Here is an 18,517-nt window from a genome sequence, read left to right on the forward strand (position 1 = left end):
TTTTATGAAAAGGGCTCACCAAAATAGACCCAGATGTATATAGTATAGTAGGCATTTGTATGGGGGGTGAGGATATGACAAATAAGCAAAAGCAAACATCCATTGATGAATTTAAACAGTTCGTCAGACGCCATCCGAAATTAATTCAAGAAGTGCAGACGCAAGAAAAAAGCTGGCAAAGTTTATACGAGAATTGGGTCATGTTTGGTGAGGAAGATGACATGTGGTCTCCTTACCGGCAAACACAAACGGAAGAAGCAAAAGAAGAAAAAGCCGCTAAGCAAAGTGAACCGGGAAAAGCAGATTTTATGTCTAAAATGGTTTCTGCAGTGAAAAAAATGGACGCTGATCAAATGAATGAACAGATTAATAAAATGAGCCAGTCTATTTCCTCTTTACAAAGCTTACTCGGTCAATTTTCATCAAATGGCTCAAAGAAGGGTTCATCTGGAGGCAGCCAGCACCCATTCTCCTTCAGGAAAGATTAATTGAAAGGGGATGCTTTTGGTGCGGAGAGAAGTACAAGAGTTTGTCATGGCCGAAGAGGATCGAATCAAATTCATCAGGCAGCGCCCACTCTGGTATAGACAGTTAACGCGGCATCCTGAAAATGTCACTTCGTTTGAATTAGATAAAATGAACTTTTACGAAAAAACCATTCCTCATCGTGTGAGCCAGTTGAGCAATAGTGTCCAAATGGCTGAAATGATGATCCAGATGTTCCAAGCAATGCGCAATCAAAATGGAGCCGGGTGAGGCTTTTTTTGAGTTGATTAAGATGTCTATTTCATGAGCATCCTATGAAAGTAGACGAAAGGAGAATCAGAACATGAAATGGATGCTGTCAATATGCGCATTGCTTTTTCTTCTCACCGGATGTCAAAGTCAACATGATCAAGAGCAAGTAACTAGGCAAGAACCAGCAGTACCAGTCATGCAGCAGACGCAAAGTGAAATGAAGCAGCAAGGCTTTTTAAAATACAAAGTGCAGGGATCTGTTGTGTATATAGAAAGTACACTTCAAGATTTTCACCTTGAACCTTCACCCCTAAAAAAGGATAAGAAGGCTGGGTATTTTACTGTGTATGTAGACGGGAAACGGGCAGGCAATGAGTATACTGCGGCGTTTGTGGTCAAGCACCTTTCAAAAGGAAAGCATAAAATGACCGTTGTGCTCAATTCTCGTCACCCTGAATATAAGCAGAAAAGAGAGACGTGGGATGTATTTGTCACGTAAAAGCATTTTCTGATCCATAGGTTTCGTGGTAAACTATGAATTGGAGGTGCAACATTTATGTATGCGACAATCGAATCTGTGGAGCTCCAAGAGGAAGCAAATCAATTGGCTGCCATGATTCTTCAGTCGGAGGAGGCTGAACATTACCGCAACTGCTTTAAGCGTCTCCAGCAAGACGAAGAAGCCCAACAAATTATTGCCCATTTTACAAAAGTAAAAGAGCAATATGAAGATGTGCAGCGGTTCGGCAAATACCATCCGGACTATAGAACGATCTCAAAAGAAATGCGTGAGGTCAAAAGAAAGCTAGATCTTCACGATACAGTGGTTGATTTCAAAAAAGCAGAAACAGCGATTCAATCCATCTTAGATGAGATTAGTATTGAAATCGGTCAAGCTGTATCAGCATATATTAAAGTTCCAACAGGGAACCCATATTTTGATGGTCTATCATCATGCGGCGGTGGCTGTGGATCAGGAGGCAGCTGTGGCTGTAAAGTATCTTGACGAGACTTGAACGTCTCGTCTTTTACATAATGAACGGAAAGAATTGAAAAGCGGCAGGTGAAAAGATGGATACCAAACGTCAAGGGATGGTCGTTTGGCTGCATTCGTTAAAGCAGTCAAAAGCGCTAAGGAAATTTGGGAATGTTCACTATATTTCAAGGAAAATGAAATATGCAGTGATTTATTGTGATATGAATGATCTTGAGCGCCACATGGCAAAGCTCAGTTCATTGCCATTTGTAAAACGTGTTGAGCCTTCCTATAAACCTTTTATTAAATTAGAGTACGAATCGAAATTGGACAAAGCAAAAGAGTATGATTATAAGGTGGGCTTTTAAAGACACAAAAAAATCCCCGCGGCATCACCCGCGGGGTCCTTCTATTCTTAATGATTCATTAAGGAGAAGGCAAAGGGAGAGGAGAAACCGGAGGAAGAACTTATGGGGAAACGTAAGTCTTCTCCGCGGTTGGCAACAGCACCACATCAGATGCTGTTAACAGTAGTATGACCCTCTCTTTTGTGATCTATACATAGAAAATGAATGGAATTCAGTGCATTGTCCCATGTGGAGTGGATATGGTAAGATAATGTTGAATTTTTTGTCATCAAACAATATTCAATAGATGCAAGCAGAAAAAGTGGTGGAAAAATGAGAGTGATTTCTGGAACAAAAAAAGGCCGCACGCTAAAAGCCGTACCCGGCCAATCAACAAGACCAACAACAGATAAAGTAAAAGAATCCATTTTTAATATGATTGGACCGTATTTTGATGGGGGATGGGCCCTTGATTTATTTGCTGGAAGTGGTGGTTTAGGTATTGAAGCGCTTTCTAGAGGATTCGATCATTGTATATTTGTGGATCGAGATATGAAGGCGATTCAGACGATTAAAGGCAACTTGAATCAATTGTCGCTGATGGATCAAAGTGAAGTGTTTCGAAATGATGCAAACCGTGCACTCGCCGCTGTAGTGAAGCGAGAAGAATCTTTTCAAGCCATCTTCCTTGATCCGCCGTATAAAGATCAAAAGTTGAAAGCACTTCTTGATACGATTGATGAGCATTCCTTATTAGCAGATGATGGCGTCATTGTGTGTGAGCATGATAAAGATGTGACACTGCCAGAGGAAGCAGGACAGCTGCATATCTCAAGGCAGGAAATGTACGGAATGACTGGCATTACGATCTATAGAAAGCGGGGAAATTAAAGCATGGGGAATATAGCCGTTTGTCCGGGTAGCTTCGATCCAGTCACATTGGGCCATTTGGATATTATCAAAAGAGGGGCAAAGATTTTTGATGAAGTATATGTGTGCGTCCTCAATAACTCGTCAAAAAAGCCGTTGTTTACTGTTGAAGAGCGATGTGAACTCATTCGTCAAGCAACAAAGGAGCTACCAAATATCAAAGTGGAATCCTTTCATGGACTGCTCGTTGATTATGCGAAACAAAAAGAGGCGAAAGTCATTTTACGCGGACTTAGAGCGGTGACGGACTTTGAATACGAAATGCAAGGGACATCAATGAACAAAGTGTTGAATGATGACATTGAAACGTTCTTTATGATGACGAATAATCAATACTCCTTCTTAAGTTCAAGCATTGTTAAAGAAGTAGCGAAATATCATGGATCAGTCAAAGAGCTTGTACCGCAAGAGGTCGAAGCTGCGCTGAAAGAAAAATTTAAGGGATGAGTGCATTGTGCACTCATCCCTTTTTTAATTTCTGATAATAGAGCGCAATATACACGATCAGACTGAACAAGGTGATGAGAGGACCAGCAGATACAAGCTGATTCCATAACACGCTGCTAAACATCACGACTTGCTCGCTTGTTTCAAATGCCCCTGCTGGAAGCGCCATGTCTGCTTTAGAGACATAAAGGGGTTTGAATAACAAAAAGGCAAAGACGGCTGCGTAAATACCGTGAAGTAAACGGGCGAAGAAAAACGGTTTAAAGCGTATATCGGTTGCTGCCAAAATGCCAGCTACCTGAGCTTGAACGGAGAATCCGCTAAATCCTAAAATAAAGCTGACCACAATTGTTTTAGCGAGCAGGGAAACCTCTTGTGACCCTGTGAGCTGACTTCCTAATGTGATTTCAAATAGACCCGCAATCATGGCTAGATCTAATTCCGGCGGAAGGTGCATCGTTTTCAGTATAGAGCCGATCCCGATCGAGAGAAGATCTGTTACATGCACAACAGCGAGCATTTTACTAAAGACAGAAAATAAAATGATAAAGCCGCCAATCATAAAGAGCGTTTGAACAGATGACATGACAGCGTCACTTAATATTTGGCCAAGTGGTCTTTTTTCTGCGAGTCTTGCCATATGAAGAGCGCTGAATGCTTCTCGAATTGGAGGCATTAAAAATCCTTTTCGGCTTCTGAGGTGCGCATCATGACGTGCTTTATATCCGCGCATCGTCACCCCAACCGCGAGATTTCCTAAATAATGTGCACAGGCTAACACAATGCCTAAAGCTGGGTGATGAAAAAATCCTACAGCCACTGCTCCAAAAATGAACAAAGGGTTTGAAGAATTGGTAAACGACACAAGGCGTTCTGCTTCAATTCTTGTCAGCTGTCCTTCCTGCCGAAGTCTTGTCGTCAATTTAGCGCCAGAAGGAAAACCAGAGGCCATTCCCATCGCTAGTACAAATCCGCCGACACCAGGCACCCGAAAGATAGGCCGCATAAATGGCTCTAATAATACGCCGACAAATCTGACAATCCCGAAACTGATTAATAGCTCGGACAAAATAAAAAAAGGTAGCAGCGATGGAAAAACCACTTCCCACCACATTGCAAGTCCATTTTTCGATGCTTGCAAAGAGGCTTGTGGATGTGTAATCACAGTGGCTGTTAAAAAGATAAAAAAAGCAGCGATGAACAGAGTGTTCCATTTTTTCATGGAGATGTCGCCCCTTGCCGTTATAATCTATTGGCGAGCTCGTGATTAAAGAAAAAGAGATGCTAGCCGAGCCTGTCTTCTATTACTATACGATGAGAAGGGGCATGTTTAGACCTATAGATTCGTATATATGCATAGAAAGAGGAGGGTGGATTCATGAAACGACCGATTATCGGGCTTGCGTTGGGCTCCGGGGGTGCCAGAGGGATGGCGCATATCGGGGTTTTATCTAGTCTTGAGAAACAAGGAATTCAGGTAGATATGATTGCAGGAAGCAGTATTGGTGCTCTTGTGGGGAGCTTTTATGCGGCAGGACAAGACGTAGAAAAAATGAAAAAACTTGCACTTGTCTTCAGAAGAAAGTATTATGCTGACTATACACTGCCAAAAATCGGTCTGTTAAAAGGAAATCGAATTTTGCAGCTGATTCACACGTTTACATATGGGAAGAATATTGAAGAAATGCGCGTGCCTCTTGCGATTGTCGCCTGTGACCTTCAGACAGGGGAGAAGGTTGTGTTCAAAGAAGGGTCTGTCTCACAAGCAGTCAGGGCGAGCATTAGCATTCCGGGTGTGTTTGTTCCGCATGAAATAGGCGGCAGGCAATTGGTGGATGGAGCGGTAGTGGACCGCATTCCTGTCTCTGTTCTCAAAGAAATGGGGGCAGATCTCATTATCGCCTCTGATGTATCAAGGGTGAAAAAAACAGAAAAGGCAACGAGATTATCGGATGTCATTATGCAAAGTTTGGACATCCTTCAAAATGAATTGGTTCGTCATCAAACCATTCATGCAGATCTCATGATTCGGCCGAAGCTCGAGACCTTTAGCTCTAGTGCGTTTACACAGGTTCAAGAAATGATTGAAGCAGGTGAACTCGCCGCCGACCAACTAAAAGGAAAACTGAAAGATGTCATTGATAAATGGGAGTGTTAATCGAATGAAAAAATTAAATATTCGCTGGCTCAGCTTTTTTGCTGTTGTTCTAGTCTTATTTGGCTTAACTTTTGTGAAACTGCCCTATTACGTCACAAAGCCAGGTGATGCAACAGAAATTGCGCCACACATTCAAGTAGACGGAGGATATGGCGAGAAGGGCAGCTTTTCTCTTATGACCATTAAAGTAGGTCCAGCCAATCCATATACGTATTTGCTTGCAAAAATGAACAAGTATGACGAAATTGTTCCAGAAGAAAATATTAAAGCGGACGGAGAGTCTGATGAGGATTATATGAAACGGCAGCTGCAGCTCATGAAAAGTTCTCAAGAAAATGCGATGATTGCCGCTTATACAAAAGCAGGGAAAAAAGTAGATTATACGTTTAATGGCGTATATGCGAGCTATGTGATGAAAGGAATGCCTGCATATGGGAAGATTGAAGTTGGCGATAAGATCAAAAGCGTCGACGGCCATACATATGAGTCAGCAGATAAAATGGTTTCGTATATCAGCAGTAAAAAAGCAGGCACGACTGTCCGTTTTGTACTTGAACGTAATGGCAAAGAAATCACGCAGAACGTGACGTTGAAACCATTTAAAGAAGAGCCAAAACGAGTGGGAATTGGCGTATCACTATTTACAGACCGTCATGTGAAAGTGTCTCCTTCTGTGAAAGTGGATATTGAAAACATCGGCGGTCCATCGGCTGGTTTAATGATGTCACTTGAAATTTACAATCAGCTGACAAAAGAAGATGAAACACATGGCTATGCGATCGCAGGAACTGGAACGATTGATGCAGATGGTACAGTCGGACCGATTGGCGGAATTGATCAAAAGGTTGTTGCAGCAGACAAAGCAGGGAAAGACATCTTCTTTGCACCGAATGATAAAGGTGACCCAAACTCTGACTACAAAAATGCAGTCAAAACAGCAAAAGATATTAAAAGTGATATGAAAATCGTTCCTGTGGATACCATGCAGGACGCACTAAACTATTTAAACAAATTAAAAGAGAAAGCATCATAAAAAAAGAGCAGCCTGCAATCAGGCTGCTCAGATTGTAGAGAAACTCATGTTTTTCTACAATCTTTTTTATTTTCATCGTAATGATGATGGATGAGATTGATTGAAAAAGGCCTCCCACACACCTAACCTAGCTTCGCTAGATGTGTGGCAATCTTCTTCATGTTCTGACAGGCAGCTGTGAGAAGAACTTGCTCACTCACATTTTGTTTTCCCCTCAACCGGCAGTAGCGAAGCCCGTGCAGTTGTTTTGAATCTGCAAAGCTTCGCTCTATTTTTTCTTTTCTTTTTTTATATAGCTCTTTTCCAGAGACAGATAGACGATTTTGTCTGATCTTTTCTTTATGTTCTTCCCATATGTGTCTTGAGATGACTTTTTGATGATTTTTCGACCTTGTGCATCTTTCAAGGAAAGAACACGATGCACATTTTTTAGGATCTGATTTGTAGAATCGATAACCCTTTCGATCAGTTGTTGTATATAATAGCTTCTCACCATTTGGGCATATGTAATGATCATGTTCAGAGTCATACTTGAATTTCCACTTCTCAAATAAACCTCTTGTTGGATGAAAGCGTCTATGTGCGATGACACCAAAAATACGGCGATCTGATAAACCTTTACAGATTGGGGTCGTCAAATAACCAGAATCAAGGGCAACAGCTTCTACTTGAAAACCAAATCGTGCGATTTGGTGATCCAACCGATCAAGATACGGAACAGAATCATGGACATTACCGGGCGTGATGTGGGCATCCGTGATGATATTGTACTTCATATCCGTTGTACGGTGGTCTAGGTAGAAAAAGCCTTCCGGTTTGTTTTCACGATAAAGATAGCCACTTTCAGGATCAGTCGTACTTTGACGAATGTCTTTTTCCGTTTTCACCTCCTCTTTTACCTTTAAGGGCTTTTTTCCGTGTGCCACCCGATCTTCTTGGATCGCTTCTTCTAAATCATTTATATAGTTCTGGGTATCTTGTTCAATCGTTTTTCTCATATATTTATGTTTATTGGCATTGGCTTTAAGATGAGTTGAATCAGTAAAAAGAACGCGGCCTCCTACCATATCATGATTGATAGCTTGAAGCACAATCTCGTCGAAAATGTCTTGAAAAATCGTTGTATCTTTGAATCGAGTACGACGATTCCAGCTAATGGTCGAGTGATGAGGAACGGGATCATTGATGTTCAAACCTAAAAACCATCTATACGCCATGTTATAGTAAATTTCTTTTTCAAGTTGTCTTTCAGAACGGATACCGTACAGGTATCCGATAAACATCATTTTGAACAAAATAAGTGGATCAAGAGAAGGACGACCTTTATTCTCGCTATAATACGGTCTTACTTTATCTACGATAAATGAAAAATCAATGTACTGATCAATTTTACGAAGCAGGTGATCCTCTTCGACCAGTTGATCTAGCAATACAAATTCAGCTTCGTGCTGAGAAGAATTTCTAGTGTGGAACATGAGAAAAACACCTTCCTTTAGTGGGCTTTTCTCTATTATAAAATGAGGAGATGTAAATTTTAAGGAAAAAAATAAAGCTGTCGAGATTTTCTCGACAGCCTGAGCAGCCTGCAATCAGGCTGCTTTTTTCTATCGAGATGAAAAGAGTCCGCTCTCTTCATCATATCGAATCGGTGATGTTTTAAACTCTGCTTTTGTTAACTCTGTTTGCATGGGTTCACAGATGGGAAGGCTGAACACCCTTGAAGCGCGAATATCAAGATCAAGGGCGGGATGTGAAAAGGAAGACAGTTTACTCACAAGTGGTACATCCAACTCTTTTTTTACAAGAGACAAGTACTGTTGTCCTTTCCTTGTCATTCCAAGTAAACGAATATAGGGCGCTTTTTTCTCTTCAAGCAGCTCGTGCATCGTCTTTTTCTTCACGTTCATTAATAGATGCGTATTCATCCGCTGTAACCTTGTCCACGTATATCGTTTTGTTTTGACAAGTGATAGATACTCCTCGTAGGAAGACGCATGTGTTATGGCTTTTTGCATGCGGTGTTCAATGCCTTCTTCAATTTCATAGATGCCCTCTAGTTCACTCGTATCCATTGTATGAAAAACGTGTTTCAGAAAGCGAAAATAGGCTTCTTGCGTATGTAAAAGACCATATGAAGAATGATAGTCGTGTAATTGCTTTAAAGTAGCGTCTGGGAGGTAGGGCTTGACTGCTTGAAATGAGCTCTGTTCTTTTAAAGCTTTTCGGATACTTGTGGCGCTTGCGATTTTTTGGGTGTCAGGCAGTTCTTCATCATGATAATCAGATGCAATTCTTTGAGACGTAAAAGGCTGCATGTGAGGAGCTCTCTCTAAGATGGCTTTAACATAATGAAAGCCTAAAATGTTATTTGGTTTGGACAAATCCAGTAAGTGTTCAGAATGAATGGCTTCTTGAAACGCACCTGCTGCTGCTGTGGGATAACTAAGACCTTCTTTCACCTTTTCTTTTGTTAAAAGATCAATCTCTGCCTTTTTTTCATGCCAAGCGTGTGCTGTGCGCTCAAATGCGTTGATCTCTCCATCTTCACTGCCGAAAAAAAGAGAATGGCATTTTAATGCATCTAGGATGGACACAGCGCCATTGGCGAAGGTTTCTGCCTTTTGTACGGCATATATGTATGGAAGCTCACACACAATGTCTACGCCGTTTTGCAGTGCCATTTTTGTACGTGCCCATTTTGAGACGATGGCAGGCTCCCCGCGCTGGAGGAAAGAACCGCTCATGACGGCAATGGCAACATCTGAGGAGGTTTGTTTTTTCGCCTGATTCACATGATAGGCATGCCCATAATGAAATGGATTGTACTCGACAACGACTCCCACTGCTTTCAATAGATGTTCCGCCTTTCTTGCTATGGTTAAATGGTCTGTGCTACAGTAGCATAAGGGAAAAAAGAAGACCATTTTTTTCAGTGTAGGCATTCCGAGAACTGATGTCAAACAGCCCTTTGACATCATGAAGGACTGTAAAGAAAAAATATTGACAAATAGCATGATGAAAGCTATAATCATGTTTGTTGCTCTTAGAGGTGATACAATTGAAATGGACAGTTTATCAGTTACATCAAAAAGCTAAAAACAGCTTCGATTTTCATGAGACGGTTGACTTAAATGAACTTACTAGCCTTCATTCAGATATACGTCGCATTTCACCAGTAGAGGTGAAAGGGACTGGAGTGATCGAATCAAAGCAAGTCGCATTTGATTTAACCATCACAGGTGAAATGACATTGCCTTGTTCAAGAACGCTTGTTGATGTAAATTATCCATTTGCGATTTCAACAAAAGAACTATTTGTACTTCATAAGACAGACGACATAGAAGATGAAGACGTTTCTATTGTAGAAGACGATATCATCGACTTAACGCCTATAGTCAAGGAAGAAATTCTTCTTGAAGTGCCCATGCAAATCTTTTGCGACCAAGCTGACGTAAAAGGTGCTGCACCACAGGAAGGGAATGACTGGGCGGTCATTTCGGAAGATGCACATCAAAACCGAATTGACCCTCGTCTAGAAGGCTTGAAAAAGCTCTTAGAAGAAAATAATGAATCTTAACTCTTTAAGGAGGTGGGAATAATGGCTGTACCTTTTAGAAGAACTTCTAAAATGAAAAAAAGATTGCGTCGTACGCATTTCAAACTACAAGTACCTGGTATGGTAGCTTGCCCAGAATGCGGTGAAATGAAAATTTCTCATCGTGTCTGCAAATCTTGCGGAACATACAAAGGCAAAGACGTAAAAAGCAACTAATGCTTGATAAAAAAACGTGAGGGAATCTTCCCTTGCGTTTTTTTATTGATCTATTTTTTAGGTTTCTCTCCTGCAAATAGTCTATCTACTCTAGTAAGCGCATATGATGTGGTATTCAGATTCAGGGGGGATGATGAGTTGACGATTACACGGCAGGACGCATGGACACAAGATGAAGATTTACTTTTAGCAGAAGTTGTTTTAAGGCATATCCGAGATGGGGGTACCCAGCTTTCAGCATTTGAAGAGGTTGGAAAAGCATTGTCAAGAACAGCAGCAGCATGTGGATTCAGGTGGAATTCTTACGTCAGAAAGCAGTACCAGGCAGGCATTGAGCTTGCCAAAAAACAGCGAAAAGAACTGCGTAAAAAAATTGGTATCCATTCTTCGGGTTTACCGCAGCATGCGTTCACCATAGAAGAGAAGGCATCTTCTGATCAGACTGAACTGACGCTTCGAGAAGTAATTCGGTTTCTAGAGCAGCTTGAGAAAGAACCATCTGGTCCAGCTTATTTACGGGAGGAGCTTAAAGATGCACAGCATCAATTAAAATCACTCACCGAAGAAAATGAACAGCTGAAACGTCAATTAAAAATGACAGAAGAAGATTACCGGGCACTTATTGGTATTGTTGAAAGAGTCAAACAGAATATCAGCTTAAAAGATTACGCAAAATAAGAAAACGCCCCTCATAGATGGAAAGAGGGGCGTTTTCTTAATGATTAAAATGATTAAGCGGACTCACCTGTGTTCTTTTGAATATGTGCAGGCTCCCAAATGAGTGGGTTTTCTCCTTTATCGCGTTCCATATCATATTTCACCGCTTCAAAGCCCATTTTATCCCAAAAACCGGCGGATTTGACGCGTGGATTCGTTCGAATTGGAAGGCCAAAAGATTTTGCGAAATCAACAAGTGCTTCGCCGTATCCTTTACGTTGATATCCTGGCAACACTTCTAGCTTCCACAGCTCTAGATAATCATGATTATGGTCAAAATACGTCGTCGTCGAGCCATCTACTTGATAGAGGCTCATACGTGCCACAAGCTTATCTCCAAAGTAAATCCCATAAAATGGAGAGTTGCTGTCATTTTCAATCATATTACTTTCTAGGTCTTCAAGCATGGAAAGTTCTTGTATGCCATATTCCTTAAATTGTTTAAATTCCTCTAATGTTTTGTAGTTAATCAGAAGACGTTTTACTTGTGTCATGTGATCTTCCCCCTTACACACATAATGTCGACAGTGATGTCATTGAAGGCGTTTTCATCCCATCCGCCTAAAAAAGTTTTTACACTTATTATTATAGTTTTTTAATTAAAAAAATTCAATCATAGCGCATTATCTGCTTTTTGCATCGTAGCACGAAACTGGTAAAATAGTTGATAACATGAAGTAAACAGAAAAAGGGAAGTGCGGCAATTGAAAATTGGAATCATTGGCGGTGGTGCGATTGGTCTGCTTTGTGCCAGTTATTTATCAGAACATCATGATATCACCGTCTTTACAAGAAGGAAACAGCAGGCAGAAGAAATTCGAGCATTAGGCATTGAACGAATGGTAAGAGGGGAAACCATTCAATCAGCTGTTGGGGCCGATACGGGGGTCAAAGGAATATTTGATTTGCTGATTGTGACAGTGAAGTATCATCATCTGCAAGATGTTCTAGGGGAATTATCGGGACTGCCTCGTCATCGGATCTTATTTTTGCAGAACGGAATGGCCCACCTCGTCGATTTAAAGAACTGGAAAACGGCACATCAGTTATATATTGGTGTAGTAGAGCATGGCGCAATGAAGGTGTCTGATCGCGCAGTAAACCATACAGGAATTGGTGTCATCAAGTGGGGAGCATTTCTGCATGAGGAAAAAGAACCTATGGGTAGTGAACTATCAACGTGCGATTTTCAAATGGTTTATACAGATGAATGGAAGAAAGTACTGGAAGAAAAGCTGCTCGTCAATGTGTGTATTAATCCGTTGACGGCTTTATTACATGTGAATAATGGGGAATTGGTATCGAACCCGTCATATGAACATATGATGACATGTGCATTTGAAGAAGCGGCTTCCATTCTAGGGTTGCTTGAGAAAGATCGTCTATGGGCTCATGTGAAATCAATTTGCCATCAAACGGCTGCCAATCAATCGTCGATGCTGCAAGATATCGTCAAAGGCCGCCAAACTGAAAGAAAAGCAATCATTGGCTACCTTTTAAAAAAAGCTCAAGGTCAAGGGATGACGCCGCCATTCCTCACTTTCTTGAATAGAAGCTTGGAAGTATTGGAAAAAAAGCAAACAAAATCTTTTGAGTGAGCTCATTTACATGCTATACTTTTTTCGGGAAACTAACTATTTATTGAAGAAAGGAAGTTCTAAACATGCAATTGACTGAACTTTCCATCCGAAGTCAGAATTTATTCATACGTGATTATATAGAAGAAAAAAAAGAGATGACTGCTTTTTTTGATTATGATATACATTCTGAGCACACATGGAAAAAGAGATACGACGATCTCATGGAAAGGAGCTTCCCGCGCGAGGCTTTAGCGGATTATATGAGCGCATATCATGCAAAATTTGATTCGGCTGCCATGCGTGAGAATATTGAGAAGATCCGTGATGAACGGAGCGTCATGGTGGTTGGAGGACAGCAGGCAGGCCTCTTAACAGGTCCGCTTTATACCATACATAAAATCATTTCCATTATTCAGTTTGCCAAAGAAAAAGAATCAGAGCTTGGCGTTCCTGTTATTCCGGTCTTTTGGGTAGCGGGTGAAGATCACGACGTAGACGAAATTAACTTTGTGTACACGTCTGGCGAAAAAGGCCCAGTCAAACAAAAGCTTCCATTACATCATGTGAAAAAAACAGCTGCGAAAAGAACACCTCTCCACCAAGAGAAAACAGAGAGATGGCTTCGTGATGTATTTTCAACCTATGAGGAATCTGCTTACACAAATGACTTGTTTGATCAGCTTCTTCGATGTTTACGCAAATCAGAAACGTTTACTGATTTCTTTGAGTGGATTGTTTGCGATCTATTTGAAGAAGATGGACTGCTGTTATTGAATTCAGGAGACTTCGGCGTGAAGCCACTTGAACGTACGTTATTCAAGCAAATTGTGGAGTCGAGTGATGCGATCGTGGCTCACTTAAATAACACGCAGGCTGCCATGGAACAAGCGGGGTATCAGCCGATTATTGAAGCTGGTGACCATCAAGCCAACTTGTTTTACGAATATGATGATGAGCGTTTCCTCATTGAACAAGAGAATGGCCAATTTTCTATATCTGAAGTGGGGCTTACTTGGACAAAAGATGAGCTTTTGCAGGAAGTCGAGGAGCACCCAGAGCGGTTTAGCAATAATGTGGTGACCCGTCCATTGATGCAGGAAACCCTTCTTCCAACGCTTGCTTTTATGGCTGGACACGGTGAAGTGAACTATTGGGGTGAGCTGAAAGGCATCTTCGAGTACTTCGATGTCAAAATGGCACCCGTTCTTCCAAGATTGCACGTCACCATTCTTGAAAGGCATATTGATAAGAAGCTGCCGATAAGAGAATTGTCAGTTGAAGAAGTGCTGACAAAAGGCGTGAAAGAAAAGAAGGATGCGCACTTTCAGCAAAGTCTTCCAGACAGCTTCGTTCAATCGGTTCAACATGCCAAACGTGAATTAGCGAATGTTCACGAGGCCATGAGACAAGAAGCGCTAGAGATCGAACCAAGCTTTGAACAGCTATTAGATAAAAATGCCAAATTTATAGAAGACCAGCTTCAATTTGTTTATCAAAAGGTTGCAAAGCGTGTGGAAGAGAAGGAAGGATACATCCTTCGAGATTTTGAACGGATTGAAAATAGTTTAAAACCACTCGAAGCACCACAAGAAAGAATTTGGAATATCATGTACTTTTTAAACAAATATGGTCCAGAATTCTTCAAAACGTTCAAAAATCTGCCATTTTCATTTCAAAACAAGCAACAAATTGTCAAACTTTGAAATAAAGTTTTAATGAACCCTGACTAGTTCAGGGTTTTTTTTTATGTAGAAACAGTGTAAAATAAGTTTTGTGGAGAGAAGTGGTGGATAGTGGAGAGTATAGGTGAGAAAGTGGGGCTCTGATGATCATGTTCATGGGTGAATACCAACATACGATTGATACAAAAGGGCGCATGATCATCCCTGCTAAATTTAGAGACGGTCTCGGAGAACAGTTTGTGCTGACGAGAGGGCTTGATCAATGTTTATTTGGCTACCCTATGAGTGAGTGGAAACTAATTGAAGAGAAACTCAAAGCACTGCCGCTAACGAAAAAAGATGCACGTGCGTTTACCCGGTTCTTCTTCTCCGGCGCAGTTGAATGTGATCTGGACAAGCAGGGGCGCATTAACATCGCATCCAACCTACTCCAATATGCAAAACTCGAAAAAGAATGTGTGGTCATCGGCGTTTCAAATCGAATTGAGTTGTGGAGTAAGTCGATCTGGGAACAATATACAGAAGAGCAAGAAGATTCTTTTGCTGAAATTGCTGAAAACATGATTGGATTTGATATATAATAATCCCTTGTGCAGCAAGCTTTCTACACATTCATTTCTATTTGAAAAAGGTGGGACCATATCATCATGTTTCAACATGAGACAGTATTATTAAAAGAAACAGTTGACGGTTTAAACGTCAAAGAAGACGGTACATATGTGGACTGCACGCTAGGCGGCGCAGGTCATAGCTCATATTTACTATCTCAATTATCAGAAAAAGGTACATTAATTGGGTTTGACCAAGACGATGCTGCACTGGATCATGCACGAGAGAAGCTCGCGGATTCTAAAGCGAACATTCTTTTCATAAAAAGCAACTTCCGATATTTAAAAGAACGTCTGAATGAACAAGGTATTACAAGCGTAGACGGTGTGATTTTTGACCTTGGGGTTTCATCACCTCAGCTTGACACACCAGAGAGAGGCTTTAGTTATCACCATGATGCACCTCTTGACATGCGAATGGATCAAACAGCCGCATTGTCGGCAAAACAAGTGGTGAATGAATGGCCATTTGAAGATCTAGTTCGGATTTTCTACAAATATGGGGAAGAAAAGTTCAGCAAGCAAATCGCACGCAAAATTGAAGAAGCTAGAAAAAAAGCGCCAATTGAAACAACAGGAGAGCTTGTCGACATTATTAAAGAAGGAATTCCCGCACCTGCAAGACGAAAAGGCGGACATCCAGCGAAAAGAGTATTTCAAGCGATCCGAATTGCCGTAAATGATGAATTGAAAGTATTTGAAGAAGCACTAGAACAAGCAATAGAGTTACTCAATCCGAAGGGGAGAATTTCTGTCATTACATTCCATTCACTTGAAGATCGGATTTGTAAAAGTACATTTAAAGAAATGTCTTCTCTTCCAGAACTTCCGCACGGACTGCCAGTGATTCCAGAAGGACTTGAACCAAAACTGAAGCTGATCACGAGAAAACCAATCGTTGCATCAGAACAAGAGCTGGAATATAACAACCGTGCCCGTTCAGCGAAGCTCCGAATTGCAGAAAAAAAGTAAACGACACCATAGATGATGATAAAAAGGAGGTTTCTTATGAGTAATTTGGCTTACCAAAGAGAAGTAAAGCAACATCAAACCGAGCAACAAGGTCAATCGGTTGTGATTAGAAGAAGAGGTTCTATTACACTTGGTGAAAAAATCTTACTTGTCATGTTTGTCATGGCTCTCATGTGCAGCTCGATCCTCATCATTTCGAAAGCCTTTGCTGTTTATCACGCAAATATCGAAGTGCAGAAGCTAGAACAGCAAGTGTCTTTAGAATCGAAAAAGATCACTGAACTGCAAAAGCAAAAAGATTTACTAAGTGAACCAGAGAGAATCATTGAAGCCGCTAAAAAAGCAGGCTTAAGAATGTCGAAAGATGTTAAGAAGGTCGATTAACATGGCGATGCCTAAAAAGAATAAAATGATGAACAGAGGCGCGGCAATTGCGAGTATTTGCTTCGCCCTGTTTTTCTTTATCATCCTTGCACGTTTTATTTATATTCAGATTACGGGAACCGTCGATGGACAAGTGTTAGCTGCAAAAGCCAATGAACAATATCAATCGAAAAAAACACTTGAAGCCAAAAGAGGGTCCATTTTAGACAGAAACGGAAATGTGATTGCGGAAGATACATCTGTGTATAAACTGATTGCGATCATGAGCAAGAAAATGACGGTCGATCCAAAGCATCCGATGCATGTCGTTGACAAAGAAAAGACAGCAAAAGAGCTGTCAAAAGTCATTGATATGAGTGAGAGTGAAATTTTAAAGCGTCTGAATACAAAAGATGCGTTCCAAGTCGAGTTTGGTAAAGCCGGAAAGGATATTAGTTTTTCAACTAAGGAAAAAATTGAAAAGCTAAAACTTCCTGGGATCGCCTTTGAAAAAGATACAAAGAGGTATTATCCAAACGGCATGTTTGCTTCGAACTTAATCGGTTATGCTAGATTAGATGAAGCCACCAAGGACATGTCAGGCGCAATGGGTCTAGAAAAGGCTCTGAATAAATATTTAAAAGAAAAAGATGGCTATGTAACGTATAACAGCGACAGAAGCGGATGGGCACTTCCGAATAGTAAAGAAGACATCGTTGCCCCGAAAGACGGGAAAAACGTCACACTGACCATCGACCAAAAAATTCAAGCATTTCTTGAAGAAAGTATGACGCAGGTCGCTAAAAAATATAAGCCGAAGAAAATCATTGCGACAGTCGTTGATCCGAAAACTGGAAGAGTTCTTGCAATGGGACAGCGGCCAAGCTTTAATTTAAATGAACTCGACATTACGAATTATAACAACGATGTCATTTCTTACGCATTTGAACCAGGTTCAACGATGAAAATTTTCACACTTGCTGCTGCTATCCAAGAAGGAGTGTACCAAGGCAGTGACAAGTATCAGTCTGGTACTTATAAAGTAGGCGGCGGTCTTGTAAGAGACCATAACAACGGAAATGGCTGGGGAAAAATTGATTTTCATGAAGGTGTTCTACGTTCTTCAAACGTAGCTTTTGCGAAATTGGCAAAAGAAAAATTAGGTTTCACACGCTACGAACAATACTTGCAAAAATTCCATTTCTATGACAAAACAGGCATAGACTTGCCAAACGAAGCGTCTAGTAAAATCAATTTCAGATACGAATATGACAAAGCATCGACTGCTTATGGTCAGGCGTCCGCGATTACCCCAATTCAGCAAATTGAAGCGGCGACAGCCATTGCAAACGGTGGAACGATGATGAAGCCATATGTAATCGATCATATTACAGATCCGAACACAAACAAAACAATTTTACAGCACGAACCAACAGTAGCAGGAAAACCAATTTCTTCTGATACAGCGAAGCAAGTCCGTGACATTTTAGGTGAGGTCGTTTCCTCAAAAATTGGCACAGGACAGCCATATCAAATCAAAGGTTTTGATGTCGCTGGGAAAACGGGTACAGGACAAATTGGCGGTGCTGGCGGCTACCTTCAAGGGAGAAACGATTACGTCTTTTCATTTATGGGAATGGCACCAAAAGATGATCCGAAGCTGCTCGTTTATGTGGCTGTCCAACAGCCTCAGCTATCTGAAACACAAACAGGCTCAGCCCCTGTTTCAGAAATCTTTAACCCTGTGATGAAAAATAGTTTGCTCTATTTAAATATCGCACCAACAAAAACAGACGATAAAAAATCTGGCAAACAGAAAATAAAACAAGAAACAATGCCGTCATTCCTAGATTTAGAAGTGAAACAGGCAGAAACAGAAGCAAAAAACAAAAAGTTATCACCTGTTGTCATTGGTGACGGTCTATCCATTAAACGCCAATGGCCAAATGCGGGCTCTGAATTCTCTGAAAGCCAGAAAGTCTTTTTGAAAACAGCAGGGAAAACCATTAAAATGCCTGATATGACAGGCTGGTCCAGAAGGGAAGTTCTTCAATATGCGTCTATTTCAGGTGTGCATATTGAAACAAATGGACAGGGATATGCTGTCAAACAAAGCGTGAAAAGTGGAGCGGAGATTTCAGATAAAGTCGTCACAGTGACCTTCAAAAGTCCAAATTAACTTGAAAACCTAGCA

22 protein-coding genes are annotated in these 18,517 nt (G+C 41.0%); 18 read left to right on the top strand and 4 right to left on the bottom strand.

Going from position 1 to position 18,517, the window contains the following annotated elements; all coding sequences use genetic code 11:
• Window positions 1-74: 74 nt before the first annotated feature.
• The 7 genes from NST24_RS07365 (at window position 75) to coaD (ending at window position 3,438) form a co-directional block, all read left to right on the top strand.
• A complete protein-coding gene (locus NST24_RS07365; protein ID WP_024720298.1) occupies window positions 75-488 on the top strand; it encodes a YlbD family protein in 414 nt (137 codons plus the stop codon).
• Between the two features lie 19 nt (window positions 489-507).
• Window positions 508-756, top strand: a complete 249-nt coding sequence (locus NST24_RS07370; protein WP_017359376.1) for a YlbE-like family protein — start codon at window positions 508-510, stop codon at window positions 754-756.
• Between the two features lie 73 nt (window positions 757-829).
• Window positions 830-1,237: a hypothetical protein gene (locus tag NST24_RS07375; protein ID WP_007499810.1), complete on the top strand. Its 408-nt coding sequence runs from the start codon at window positions 830-832 to the stop codon at window positions 1,235-1,237.
• A gap of 57 nt (window positions 1,238-1,294) precedes the next feature.
• Complete coding sequence (locus NST24_RS07380; protein ID WP_007499807.1) at window positions 1,295-1,744, top strand: YlbF family regulator; 450 nt, start codon at window positions 1,295-1,297, stop codon at window positions 1,742-1,744.
• Window positions 1,745-1,809: 65 nt separating this feature from the next.
• On the top strand, window positions 1,810-2,082 hold the full coding sequence (locus NST24_RS07385; RefSeq protein WP_008345023.1) for a YlbG family protein: 273 nt from the start codon (window positions 1,810-1,812) through the stop codon (window positions 2,080-2,082).
• Window positions 2,083-2,394: 312 nt separating this feature from the next.
• Entirely contained in the window at window positions 2,395-2,952 is a 558-nt protein-coding gene (gene rsmD, locus NST24_RS07390) for a 16S rRNA (guanine(966)-N(2))-methyltransferase RsmD (RefSeq protein WP_007499805.1), read from the top strand.
• 3 nt (window positions 2,953-2,955) lie between these two features.
• A complete protein-coding gene (coaD, locus tag NST24_RS07395) occupies window positions 2,956-3,438 on the top strand; it encodes a pantetheine-phosphate adenylyltransferase (protein ID WP_041507346.1) in 483 nt (160 codons plus the stop codon).
• Window positions 3,439-3,451: 13 nt separating this feature from the next.
• Here coaD and ylbJ read toward each other — a convergent pair whose 3' ends face one another.
• A complete protein-coding gene (gene ylbJ / locus NST24_RS07400) occupies window positions 3,452-4,660 on the bottom strand; it encodes a sporulation integral membrane protein YlbJ (RefSeq protein WP_342462495.1) in 1,209 nt (402 codons plus the stop codon).
• Between the two features lie 156 nt (window positions 4,661-4,816).
• Here ylbJ and NST24_RS07405 point away from each other — a divergent pair, with 156 nt between their 5' ends.
• Entirely contained in the window at window positions 4,817-5,596 is a 780-nt protein-coding gene (locus NST24_RS07405; protein ID WP_017367186.1) for a patatin-like phospholipase family protein, read from the top strand.
• 4 nt (window positions 5,597-5,600) lie between these two features.
• Window positions 5,601-6,629 (top strand): SepM family pheromone-processing serine protease, encoded by a 1,029-nt coding sequence (locus NST24_RS07410; RefSeq protein WP_017359372.1) that lies wholly within the window; start codon window positions 5,601-5,603, stop codon window positions 6,627-6,629.
• Window positions 6,630-6,751: 122 nt separating this feature from the next.
• On the opposite strand, the gene NST24_RS07415 is transcribed toward NST24_RS07410, so the two are convergent.
• Entirely contained in the window at window positions 6,752-8,104 is a 1,353-nt protein-coding gene (locus NST24_RS07415) for an IS1182 family transposase (RefSeq protein ID WP_096880954.1), read from the bottom strand.
• A gap of 129 nt (window positions 8,105-8,233) precedes the next feature.
• Window positions 8,234-9,661, bottom strand: a complete 1,428-nt coding sequence (locus tag NST24_RS07420) for a nucleotidyltransferase (protein WP_342462496.1) — start codon at window positions 9,659-9,661, stop codon at window positions 8,234-8,236.
• Between the two features lie 26 nt (window positions 9,662-9,687).
• Between NST24_RS07420 and NST24_RS07425 the strand changes: the two genes are divergently transcribed.
• The 3 genes from NST24_RS07425 to gerR all read left to right on the top strand — a co-directional run bounded on the left by NST24_RS07425 (window position 9,688) and on the right by gerR (window position 11,079).
• Window positions 9,688-10,206, top strand: a complete 519-nt coding sequence (locus NST24_RS07425) for a DUF177 domain-containing protein (protein ID WP_045034234.1) — start codon at window positions 9,688-9,690, stop codon at window positions 10,204-10,206.
• 21 nt (window positions 10,207-10,227) lie between these two features.
• Window positions 10,228-10,401 carry a 50S ribosomal protein L32 gene (gene rpmF / locus NST24_RS07430; protein ID WP_008354700.1) on the top strand — a complete coding sequence of 58 codons (174 nt, stop codon included), beginning with the start codon at window positions 10,228-10,230 and terminating at the stop codon, window positions 10,399-10,401.
• A gap of 138 nt (window positions 10,402-10,539) precedes the next feature.
• On the top strand, window positions 10,540-11,079 hold the full coding sequence (gerR, locus tag NST24_RS07435) for a sporulation-specific transcriptional regulator GerR (RefSeq protein WP_017359370.1): 540 nt from the start codon (window positions 10,540-10,542) through the stop codon (window positions 11,077-11,079).
• Window positions 11,080-11,132: 53 nt separating this feature from the next.
• On the opposite strand, the gene NST24_RS07440 is transcribed toward gerR, so the two are convergent.
• Window positions 11,133-11,612 carry an N-acetyltransferase gene (locus NST24_RS07440; RefSeq protein WP_007499784.1) on the bottom strand — a complete coding sequence of 160 codons (480 nt, stop codon included), beginning with the start codon at window positions 11,610-11,612 and terminating at the stop codon, window positions 11,133-11,135.
• Window positions 11,613-11,822: 210 nt separating this feature from the next.
• Between NST24_RS07440 and NST24_RS07445 the strand changes: the two genes are divergently transcribed.
• From NST24_RS07445 to NST24_RS07470, 6 genes are all read left to right on the top strand, one after another.
• The gene (locus NST24_RS07445; protein ID WP_342462497.1) at window positions 11,823-12,716 is read left to right on the top strand and encodes a 2-dehydropantoate 2-reductase; all 894 of its coding nucleotides are present in this window, start codon (window positions 11,823-11,825) and stop codon (window positions 12,714-12,716) included.
• Between the two features lie 65 nt (window positions 12,717-12,781).
• Window positions 12,782-14,401, top strand: coding sequence for a bacillithiol biosynthesis cysteine-adding enzyme BshC (gene bshC, locus NST24_RS07450; RefSeq protein WP_058337376.1), 1,620 nt, complete (start codon window positions 12,782-12,784; stop codon window positions 14,399-14,401).
• Window positions 14,402-14,529: 128 nt separating this feature from the next.
• Complete coding sequence (gene mraZ, locus NST24_RS07455) at window positions 14,530-14,961, top strand: division/cell wall cluster transcriptional repressor MraZ (protein WP_003211163.1); 432 nt, start codon at window positions 14,530-14,532, stop codon at window positions 14,959-14,961.
• Window positions 14,962-15,027: 66 nt separating this feature from the next.
• On the top strand, window positions 15,028-15,960 hold the full coding sequence (gene rsmH / locus NST24_RS07460) for a 16S rRNA (cytosine(1402)-N(4))-methyltransferase RsmH (protein WP_125588912.1): 933 nt from the start codon (window positions 15,028-15,030) through the stop codon (window positions 15,958-15,960).
• Between the two features lie 36 nt (window positions 15,961-15,996).
• Entirely contained in the window at window positions 15,997-16,344 is a 348-nt protein-coding gene (gene ftsL / locus NST24_RS07465) for a cell division protein FtsL (RefSeq protein WP_342462498.1), read from the top strand.
• 7 nt (window positions 16,345-16,351) lie between these two features.
• Complete coding sequence (locus tag NST24_RS07470) at window positions 16,352-18,502, top strand: penicillin-binding protein (protein WP_024720306.1); 2,151 nt, start codon at window positions 16,352-16,354, stop codon at window positions 18,500-18,502.
• Window positions 18,503-18,517: the final 15 nt, after the last annotated feature.

Source organism: Bacillus sp. FSL R5-0286 (assembly GCF_038593245.1).
Lineage (GTDB): Bacteria > Bacillota > Bacilli > Bacillales > Bacillaceae > Bacillus > Bacillus altitudinis.